The organism is Synechococcus sp. EJ6-Ellesmere (genome assembly GCF_024345875.1).
GTDB lineage: Bacteria > Cyanobacteriota > Cyanobacteriia > PCC-6307 > Cyanobiaceae > Regnicoccus_A > Regnicoccus_A antarcticus.
This window is the reverse complement of sequence record NZ_JAGQBY010000120.1, coordinates 1-9,425: the sequence shown is the minus strand read 5'-3', so window position 1 is coordinate 9,425 and position 9,425 is coordinate 1. Positions and strand designations below refer to the sequence as shown.

Below are 9,425 nucleotides of genomic sequence, written 5' to 3'. Positions count from 1 at the left end.
ACCCGCTCGCTGGGGCGGGCTTCAGGGCGGCCCAGGGTCACGATTTCGGGCTTGAAGCGCACCTTGAGCCGATGAAGGCCGGTCCGCTCGCTCCAGCTGAGCTTGGCCTCCAGATCCGCCAGGCGTGGATCGGCGCGCAGGTGCGCGAGCACCGCCGTCACCCCGTCCTCCGGGCCGGCGATCGTGCCGTTCACGCCCTCCTCCGCCAGCAGCACGGTGCCCTTCACCCCCTGGCTGCCGGCCAGCGCCAGCAGCTCATCGCGCCAGCACGGCAACTCGGCGGCGGAGAAGGCCACGAACTTGTAGAAGGCCGCAATCCGCTCCCTCAAACCGCCATCTCCACACTCACCCCCGCCGCCGCCAGCAGCGCCCGGTCGGCGGCCACATCGGGGTTGCCGGTGGTGAGCAGGGTGTCGCCGTAGAAGATCGAATCGGCGCCCGCCTGCAGGCAGAGGATCTGGGCCTCACGGCTGAGCTGCTCGCGGCCGGCACTGAGGCGCACCCGGCTGAACGGCATCAGGATGCGGGCCGTGGCCACCATGCGCACCAGTTCGAGCGGATCCACCGGTGGCTGATGCTCCAGCGGTGTGCCCTCCACCGCCACCAGGGCGTTGATCGGCACGCTCTCGGGATGAGGGTCGAGGCTGGCCAGCACCTGCAGCAGACCGGCGCGATCGCTGGTGGTCTCCCCCAGGCCGATGATGCCGCCGCAGCAGAGGGTGATGCCCGCCTGCCGCACCCGCTCCAGGGTTTCCAGCCGCTCCTGGTAGCTGCGGGTGGTGATGATCCGCTCGTAGTGCTCGGGGCTGGTGTCGAGGTTGTGGTTGTAGGCGGTCAGGCCCGCCGCCGCCAGGCGCTCGGCCTGGGCGTCGGTGAGCATGCCGGCGGTCACGCAGGCCTCCAGCCCCAGCTCACGCACACCGCGCACCATCGCCAGCATCGCCTCGAAGGGGGCACCATCGCGGATGTCGCGCCAGGCCCAGCCCATGCAGAAGCGATGGGCACCGGCCGCCTTGGCGGCCCGGGCCCGCGCCAGCACCGGCTCCACCTCCAGCTCCGGCCGACCGCTCACGTCGCTGCTGTTGTGCATCGACTGGGGGCAGTAGGCGCAGTCTTCCTCGCAACCGCCGGTCTTGACGCTGAGCAGGGAGGCCAGCTGCACCCGGTAGCCGGGGTTGGCGGCCCGGTGCACGCTCTGAGCTCGCCAGAGCAGGTCGATCAGCGGCATCTCCAGCAGCCCCTGGATCTCCGCGCGGCTCCAGTCGTGGCGCAGGTTAGGGGCCGAGGTGGTGGCAGCGGCTGAGGGGCGAGCGGTGGTGGTCAACGGGGCAGGGAGTGGGAGGGGACAGGGTCAGGCGCTGGGGGGAAGCAGGGGCTCAACTCCCCCGAAGCGCCGCTGGCGGCCCTGGTAATCCAGCACGGCCCGCAGCAGGGCCTGCTCATTGAAATCGGGCCAGAGCACATCGGTGATGTGGATCTCGGCGTAGGCCAGTTGCCAGAGCAGGAAATTGCTGATGCGGTACTCGCCACTGCTGCGGATCAGAAGATCGGGATCCACCTCGCCGGCGGTGAGCAGCTCGGCCTCGAAGTGGGTCTCACTGATGGCGGCGGGATCGAGATCACCTCGGGCGGCCCGCTCCGCCAGGCGCCGGGCCACCTGCACCAGTTCCCGCCGGCCGCCGTAGTTGGTGCAGACGTTGAAGTGAATGCCGGTGTTGGCGGCGGTGCGGGCCTCGGCGGCGGCGATGCGCTCCTGCAGCCCTTCCGGCAACTGCTCCAGGTCGCCCAGGAAGCGGATGCGCACCCGCTCACGCTCCAGGGCCTGCAGCTCACGGGCGAGCACCCGCTCGAACAGGGCCATCAGGAAGGTCACCTCCTCGCCAGGGCGGTTCCAGTTCTCGGTGGAGAAGGCGTAGACGGTGAGGGCACCGATGCCCCAGTCGCTGCAGAGGCGCAGGGTTCTCTTGAGCGCTTCCACCCCTTCACGGTGACCCATCATGCGCGGCAGGCGTCGCTGACGAGCCCAGCGGCCGTTGCCGTCCATGATCACGGCCACATGGGCCGGCAGCCGGGCGGGATCCAGACAGGCCGGCAGCAGCTCGGAGGGCTGGGCTGACGCCTGGATCGGGTCGGTGGTCGCCGGCGAGCGACTCATGCGCGGGATTCGGGCGTGTCCTCGGACACGGTACGTCCAGTGGGAAGCGGCACCACCGAACCTCCGGAAGTCTTGGCCGGGGTTTTCGTGGATGAGGGCGCCAGGGCGGCTGTCAGCAGCTCACGCAGACGGCTGCTGGTGATCGGGCGCTCCAGCTTGCCCTGGCGGGCCAGGGAGAGGGTGCCGGTCTCCTCGGAGACCACGATGCAGAGGCAGCGGTCGAAGCGTTCGGTGATGCCCAGGGCCGCCAGATGACGGGTGCCATAGCGGGTGATCCCCTGGCGGGAGAGGGGCAGGATCACCCCCGCCGAGAGGATGCGGCTGCCTCGTACCAGCAGGGCCCCGTCGTGCAGAGGGGTGTCGGCGGCAAACAGATTCAGCACCAGATCCACCGAGAGCATGGCGTCAAGCTCGATGCCGGGGTTGAGAAAGTCTTCAGGGCGAAGAGCGTTGCCCAGATCCACCAGGATCAAGGCGTCTCGGCGGCCCTGGGACAGGCGGCCAGCCGCCTCGGTGAGCATCGCCACCGCGCCCGACATCTCCTGGTCGACCCCCTGGTTGCCCAGCAGCACGTCGAGGCGACCAGTGCCCAGCAGCTCCATCAAGCGCCGCAACTCCCCCTGCCAGAGGATCGCCAGGGCCAGACTGCAACCCAGAACCACCGCCTCCAGCAGCCGGGTGGTGAGGGGCAGGTTGGCGAAGCGCTGGACCACCCAGACCAGGGCCACCAGAAACAGCCAGCCGCGCAGCAACCAGAGGGTGCGGGATTCGCGCACCCGGGCCAACAGCAGCATCCCGAGAGCAGAGGCGAACAGCAGATCCAGCAGCAGGCGCAGATCGAGGAGCCTCAGCCAGATCACAGAGCCCTACAGCACTTGGCTCATGCTACCGGCCGAAAACGTTCTGGCAGCACGTCGTGGAGCAGCAGTTCGTCTGGTCGCTCGCGCCGTTGCACCAGCTCAGCCTGACCCCCATGCACGAAAACAGCCGCCGCACTGGGGATGCGGTTGTAATTCGAGGCCATCGAGGCGTTGTAGGCGCCGGTGGCGAAGACCACCAGCAGGTCGCCGCTGCTGCTGGGGGGCAGGGCCAGGTCCTTGAGCAGCACGTCGCCGGATTCGCAATGCTTGCCCGCCACCGTGACCGTTTCGGTGGCCACGGCCGTGGGCCGCTCGGCCAGCACTGCCGTGTAGCTCGACTGATAGGTGATCGGCCTGGGGTTGTCGCTCATCCCCCCATCCACCGACAGGTAGGTGCGCAGGCCGGGGATCTGCTTGCGGCTGCCGATCGTGTACACGGTGAGGCCAGCCGTGGCCACCAGGGAGCGGCCTGGCTCGCACAACAGCCTGGGCAGCTCGAGATCCCGCTCGCGGCAGGCGCGCAACACCGCTTCGGCCACCCCCTTCACCCACTCCTGGATGGTCGGTGGGTCGTCGGAGGCCACGTAGCGAATGCCCAGGCCCCCGCCCACGTTCAGATCACTCACGGGATGGCCGAGGGAGCGGGCCAGGGCCAGGGCATCGGCCATCACCCCGGCCAGGTCGCGGTGGGGCTGCAGCTCGAAGATCTGGGAGCCGATGTGGGCATGCAGGCCGGTGAGGCGGGCCCAGGAGCACCCGGCCAGGCGTTGCAATACCGACTCGAGCTGATCGGGGTCGAAGCCGAATTTGCTGTCGAGATGGCCGGTGCGGATGTACTCGTGGGTGTGGCACTCAATGCCGGGGGTGAAGCGCAGCATCAGCGGCACCACCCGGCCCGCGGCGGGGGCGATCTCGGCGAGGCGCTCGAGGTCGTGGTCGTTGTCGACCACCACGGTCACGCCATGGGCCACCGCCAGGGAGAGCTCCTCATCCGACTTGTTGTTGCCATGCAACACGATCCGCTCCGGCGGCATGCCCCCTTGCAGGGCGGTGAGCAGCTCGCCCGCTGAGACGGCATCGAGGCCGAGGCCTTCGGAGGCCACCAGAGCACTCAGCACCAGGCTGCTGTTGGCCTTGGAGGCGTAGAGCGCCAGGGAGGGGCCGGGGTAGTGGGCGGCAAGGGCCTCCCGGTAGGCCCGGCAGCTGGCCCGCAGGGTGGCTTCATCCAGCACATAGAGCGGTGTGCCGTAGCGGCGGGCCAGCTCGCCCAGATCACAGCCGCCCACCTGGAGCCGGTCGTGGCCGTCGAGGGCCGTGGTGAGCGGCGTGAGGTTGCGGTTGGGACTGAGCGAATCAGCCTCCGACTCGAAGGGGCGCATCGCCGGACTGGGCACGGACCCGCTGCCGACGGCCTGGTCAGCCGGAGTGACGGGAGAAATGGTCATCGGCGTCATCCTTGGGGCTGTGTCCTGGTTGATCACAATCGTAAGGATGAGCATCGAAGGGGCAGGGCAGCACGAGCTGAAGACCCAGCGGCTGAGCCCCATCCACGCTGAGGCCTGCCACCAGCTCGACCGGCTCTGCCGGCCCCGGGGTTGGGACCTGCGGCAGTGGCACCTGGACCTGGAGGCCCAGGACATTGAGGGACCTGGGCGCTGCGTCCTGGGGGTGCTTCGCGGCTCCGAGCTGGTGGCTGTGGCCAGCGGCTGGCTGATCCTCGATGAGCTGCAGATCCTGCTGGTGCTGGTGCACCCCGCTCAGCGGCGGATCGGCCTGGCCCGGATGGTGCTCAGCGAGCTGATGCGGGAGGGACAGGAGCGGGGTGCCAGCGGGGCCACCCTCGAGGTGGCGGCCAGCAACACGGCCGCACTTGGGCTCTATGGGTCGCTCGGATTCCGCAGCACCGGTCGTCGTCGCGGTTACTACCGCGATGGCCAGGACGCTCTGATCCAATGGTGCCAACTCCAGGGCACAACTGGATAGTTGTGTGCTTGCTGAGTGCAACACTCCAGACTGGCGTTCAAGAAGGTGCGGATTGCCGCCCTTTGTTGATGCGTAAGGCCGTACGAATTCGCTCTTGAACATGTGGCGATTGAGCCATCGCATCACTGTCGTGGCAAAGGATTCGGGCGATTCGAAGGCAGAATCACGCACACCCTCTCAACCCTGATAGGTTGGTGGGACTTGCACAGGCACCGCAGATGTTCGAGCGGTTTACCGAGAAGGCCATCAAGGTGATCATGCTCGCCCAGGAAGAGGCCCGAAGGCTGGGTCACAACTTTGTGGGCACCGAGCAGATCCTGCTGGGCCTGATCGGTGAGGGCACCGGCGTGGCCGCCAAGGTGCTCAAGTCGATGGGGGTCAACCTCAAGGACGCCCGGGTCGAGGTGGAGAAGATCATCGGCCGCGGTTCCGGCTTCGTGGCTGTTGAAATCCCGTTCACACCCCGCGCCAAGCGCGTGCTGGAGCTCTCCCTCGAAGAGGCTCGCCAGCTTGGGCACAACTACATCGGTACCGAGCACCTGCTGCTTGGCCTGATCCGGGAGGGTGAGGGCGTCGCCGCCCGTGTGCTGGAGAACCTCGGGGTGGACCTGGCCAAGGTGCGCACCCAGGTGATCCGCATGCTGGGCGAAACCGCCGAAGTCACCGCAGGCGGTGGCGACAGCAAGGGTTCCACCAAGACCCCCACCCTCGACGAATTCGGCAGCAACCTCACCCAGCTGGCCGCCGAGGGCAAACTGGATCCCGTGGTGGGCCGCCACAACGAGATTGATCGGGTCGTGCAGATCCTCGGGCGCCGCACCAAGAACAATCCCGTTCTGATCGGTGAACCTGGCGTCGGCAAAACCGCCATCGCTGAGGGACTCGCCCAGCGCATCATCATCGGCGAAGTTCCCGACATCCTTGAAGACAAGCGGGTTCTCACCCTGGACATCGGTCTGCTGGTGGCCGGCACCAAGTACAGGGGCGAATTCGAGGAGCGCCTCAAGAAGATCATGGAAGAGATCCGGGGCGCGGGCAATGTGATCCTGGTGATCGACGAAGTCCACACCCTGATTGGTGCCGGTGCCGCCGAAGGTGCCATCGATGCCGCCAACATTCTCAAGCCAGCCCTGGCCCGCGGCGAACTCCAGTGCATCGGCGCCACCACCCTGGATGAATACCGCAAGCACATCGAGCGGGACGCGGCCCTGGAGCGCCGCTTCCAGCCAGTGATGGTTGGTGAGCCCTCCGTGGTCGACACCATCGAGATCCTGCGCGGCCTGCGCGAGCGCTACGAGCAGCACCATCGCCTGAAAATCAGCGATGAAGCTCTGGTGGCCGCCGCCACCCTCGGTGATCGCTACATCTCCGATCGGTTCCTGCCCGACAAAGCCATCGATCTGGTCGATGAAGCCGGCAGCCGCGTGCGGCTGATGAACTCCAAGCTGCCTCCGGCGGCCAAGGAGCTCGACAAGCAACTGCGTGCCATCCAGAAGCAGACGGAGGATTCCGTCCGCCAGCAAGACTTCGGCAAGGCCGGTGAACTGCGCGACAAGGAAGTGGAACTGCGCGATCAGATCCGCTCAATCCTCCAGGCTCGCCGCGACGAGGAGCCGGTGGCTTCAACCGCTGTCGAAGGATCCGCCGAAGCGACCGCCGAAGCTGAGGCCAGCACGGCCGCCGACAACGCCCTGGCTTCCTCCAGCGGCGAGCGCCATCCAGTGGTCACCGAAGAGGACATCGCCCAGATCGTTGCTTCCTGGACCGGCGTTCCCGTCCAGAAGCTCACCGAGAGCGAATCGGTGAAGCTGCTGAACATGGAGGAGACCCTGCACCAGCGGCTGATCGGCCAGGACGAAGCCGTCAAGGCCGTGTCAAAGGCCATCCGCCGCGCCCGGGTGGGTCTGAAGAACCCGAACCGCCCCATCGCCAGCTTCATCTTCTCCGGTCCCACCGGCGTGGGTAAAACGGAGCTCACCAAGGCCCTGGCCGCTTACTTCTTCGGCAGCGAGGAGGCAATGATCCGCCTCGACATGTCCGAGTTCATGGAGCGGCACACCGTCAGCAAGCTGATCGGCTCGCCTCCTGGCTATGTGGGCTTCAACGAAGGCGGACAGCTCACGGAAGCCGTGCGCCGTCGTCCCTACACCGTGGTGCTCTTCGATGAAATCGAGAAAGCCCATCCCGATGTGTTCAACCTGCTGCTGCAGCTGCTGGAAGACGGTCGCCTGACCGACTCCAAGGGCCGCACGGTGGACTTCAAGAACACCTTGATCATCATGACCTCGAACATCGGCTCGAAGGTGATCGAGAAAGGCGGCGGTGGTCTCGGCTTCGAATTCTCCGGGGCCGCGGTTGAGGAAACGCAGTACAATCGCATCCGCTCCCTGGTCAACGAGGAGCTCAAGCAGTACTTCCGTCCTGAGTTCCTCAACCGTCTCGATGAGATCATTGTCTTCAGGCAACTCAGCCGCGATGAGGTCAAGGAGATCGCCGAAATCATGCTGCGCGAGGTGTTCGGCCGCATGCAGGAGAAAGGCATTGGCCTCTCGGTCACCGAGGCCTTCAAAGAGCGTCTCGTTGAGGAGGGCTACAACCCCAGCTACGGCGCACGTCCTCTGCGCCGGGCTGTGATGCGCCTGCTCGAAGACTCCCTGGCGGAGGAATTCCTCTCCGGGCGTCTGAAGGACGGTGATTCTGCCCTTGTCGATGTCAACGACGAGAAACAGGTGGTGATCCGCCACCAGACAGTGGTCGCCGAACCGGAACTGGCCGGTGCCAGCGTCTGACGCCTCGATGGTGACAGCCATCAGTCAGCATGCGATCGCCCCCGCCCGACTGGTGCGGGGGCCTTCGGCATGGTCGGCCTCGCTCGACGCCCTGCCCTCCCTCTGCCGCCGCCCGCTGCTGCTGGGCCGCAGCCAGGCCACCGCACATCTGCGCGATCAGGCCTACTCCGATCTACTTCGGTTGGGCCTGGAGCCCCTGTCCGCCACCCTTCAGTTCGACTGCTGCGAGGACGACCTCCGGCGCCTGGCGGCAGAAGCCCAGACCGGCCGCTGCGACGGGGTGATCGCCATGGGAGGCGGCAAGGTGCTGGACGCAGGCAAGCTGCTGGCCCATCGCCTCGGTCTGGCCTGCATCACCGTGCCCACCAGCGCCGCCACCTGCGCCGGCTGGACCGCCCTGGCCAATCTCTATTCAGTCGAAGGGGCCTTCCGCTCCGATGTGGCGCTGGATCGCTGCCCCGACCTGCTGATCTTCGATCACAATCTGGTCCTGCAGGCTCCCACGCGCACCCTGGCCAGCGGGATCGCCGATGCCATTGCCAAGTGGTATGAGGCCTCGGTGAGCAGTGGCTCGAGCGGCGATGGTCTGGTGCAACAGGCGGTGCAGCAGGCCCGTGTCCTGCGCGATCAGTTGCTGCTGGAGGGTGAGGCAGCCATGGCCGAGCCCGGTGGCGAAGCCTGGGTACGGGTGGCGGAGGCCTCCGCGCTCACGGCCGGACTGATCGGCGGTCTCGGTGGCGCCCGCTGCCGCACCGTGGCTGCCCACGCGGTCCACAACGGTCTCACCCAGTTGTCCGCCTGTCATCACCTTCTTCACGGTGAAAAGGTGGGCTTCGGCGTTCTCACCCAGCTGCGTCTTGAAGAGTTGCTCGGTGGCCACCGCCTGGCCAGCCAGGCCCGCCGCCAGCTGATCCCCTTCTTCAGGGCCCTGGATCTGCCGGTGACCCTCGAGGGTCTCGGCCTCGCCGAGGCCAGCCTCAACGACCTCAACGCCGTCTGCGCCTTCGCTGTTCTTCCCGGCTCTGATCTGCACCATCTGCCCTTCCCCGTGAACGCCAACGACCTGCTGACCGCCATGGTGAGCACCACGGCGGAGTCGCACCCAGCTGAGAGTGCTCCAAGTGCTCCAGCCCCCTGCGCCGAGGCCAGCCTCTGCCCTGAGAGCAGCCCTTGAGCCGCTTCCCCCAGGCGGAGTGGTGCCAGGGTCCGGAGTTGATCGCCAGAGCCGCCAGTAATCTGCTCGACCCCCAGGGGCGTGATCTGGCTGGACGCGTGCAGTGGTGGGAACTACCGGGGTTCAGCGGTCGCTGGCCCGTGGCTGTGCTTGGAGAGGGCAAACCGCTGCTGCTCCTGCATGGCTTCGACAGCTCCCTGCTGGAGTTCCGCCGACTGGCGCCGCTGTTGGCACCCCGCTTTCGCCTCTACATTCCCGACCTCTACGGGTTCGGTTTCAGCCCCCGGCCCGCCGCTGGCCGTTACAACCCAAGCGGTGTGCTCGACCACCTCACGGCCGTGGTGGAGCAGATTGAGGCGACCTCAGCCCCAGGCTCTTCACCGCCGCTGGGCGTCATCGGCGCCTCCATGGGCGGATCTGTGGCGGTGGAGCTGGCCCGGCGCCTGCCCCTGCGGGGGAGCCGG

The 9,425-nt window shown here is 67.1% G+C and carries 8 protein-coding genes and 1 pseudogene; 4 read left to right on the top strand and 5 right to left on the bottom strand.

What is annotated here, in order from left to right; translation table 11 throughout:
• The 5 genes and pseudogenes from KBY78_RS12790 to lysA form a co-directional block, all read right to left on the bottom strand.
• Positions 1–329: pseudogene (locus KBY78_RS12790) on the bottom strand (hypothetical protein); the annotation flags it as partial.
• On the bottom strand, positions 326–1,324 hold the full coding sequence (bioB, locus tag KBY78_RS12785; protein ID WP_255143901.1) for a biotin synthase BioB: 999 nt from the start codon (positions 1,322–1,324) through the stop codon (positions 326–328). The gene bioB and the pseudogene KBY78_RS12790, both read right to left, overlap by 4 nt.
• 27 nt (positions 1,325–1,351) lie before the next feature.
• The gene (locus KBY78_RS12780; protein ID WP_006170862.1) at positions 1,352–2,155 is read right to left on the bottom strand and encodes an isoprenyl transferase; all 804 of its coding nucleotides are present in this window, start codon (positions 2,153–2,155) and stop codon (positions 1,352–1,354) included.
• On the bottom strand, positions 2,152–3,015 hold the full coding sequence (gene cdaA, locus KBY78_RS12775) for a diadenylate cyclase CdaA (protein WP_255143900.1): 864 nt from the start codon (positions 3,013–3,015) through the stop codon (positions 2,152–2,154). Before cdaA ends, KBY78_RS12780 begins: the two co-directional genes overlap by 4 nt.
• A 20-nt stretch (positions 3,016–3,035) precedes the next feature.
• Positions 3,036–4,394 carry a diaminopimelate decarboxylase gene (gene lysA, locus KBY78_RS12770; protein WP_255143903.1) on the bottom strand — a complete coding sequence of 453 codons (1,359 nt, stop codon included), beginning with the start codon at positions 4,392–4,394 and terminating at the stop codon, positions 3,036–3,038.
• 112 nt (positions 4,395–4,506) lie between these two features.
• Here lysA and KBY78_RS12765 point away from each other — a divergent pair, with 112 nt between their 5' ends.
• The 4 genes from KBY78_RS12765 to KBY78_RS12750 all read left to right on the top strand — a co-directional run.
• A complete protein-coding gene (locus KBY78_RS12765) occupies positions 4,507–4,998 on the top strand; it encodes a GNAT family N-acetyltransferase (protein WP_255143899.1) in 492 nt (163 codons plus the stop codon).
• 218 nt (positions 4,999–5,216) lie between these two features.
• The gene (locus KBY78_RS12760; protein ID WP_255143902.1) at positions 5,217–7,787 is read left to right on the top strand and encodes an ATP-dependent Clp protease ATP-binding subunit; all 2,571 of its coding nucleotides are present in this window, start codon (positions 5,217–5,219) and stop codon (positions 7,785–7,787) included.
• Between the two features lie 7 nt (positions 7,788–7,794).
• Positions 7,795–8,961 carry an iron-containing alcohol dehydrogenase family protein gene (locus KBY78_RS12755; protein WP_255143898.1) on the top strand — a complete coding sequence of 389 codons (1,167 nt, stop codon included), beginning with the start codon at positions 7,795–7,797 and terminating at the stop codon, positions 8,959–8,961.
• A partial coding sequence (locus KBY78_RS12750; protein ID WP_255143897.1) for an alpha/beta fold hydrolase occupies positions 8,958–9,425 on the top strand: 468 nt, incomplete at its 3' end. The genes KBY78_RS12755 and KBY78_RS12750, both read left to right, overlap by 4 nt.

Excerpts from the sequence above, each read along its gene's own strand:
- KBY78_RS12780 (WP_006170862.1), bottom strand. The coding sequence starts at position 2,155 with ATGAGTCGCTCGCCGGCGACCACCGACCCGATCCAGGCGTCAGCCCAG.
- lysA (WP_255143903.1), bottom strand. The coding sequence starts at position 4,394 with ATGCGCCCCTTCGAGTCGGAGGCTGATTCGCTCAGTCCCAACCGCAAC.
- KBY78_RS12765 (WP_255143899.1), top strand. The coding sequence starts at position 4,507 with ATGAGCATCGAAGGGGCAGGGCAGCACGAGCTGAAGACCCAGCGGCTG.
- KBY78_RS12760 (WP_255143902.1), top strand. The coding sequence starts at position 5,217 with ATGTTCGAGCGGTTTACCGAGAAGGCCATCAAGGTGATCATGCTCGCC.
- KBY78_RS12755 (WP_255143898.1), top strand. The coding sequence starts at position 7,795 with ATGGTGACAGCCATCAGTCAGCATGCGATCGCCCCCGCCCGACTGGTG.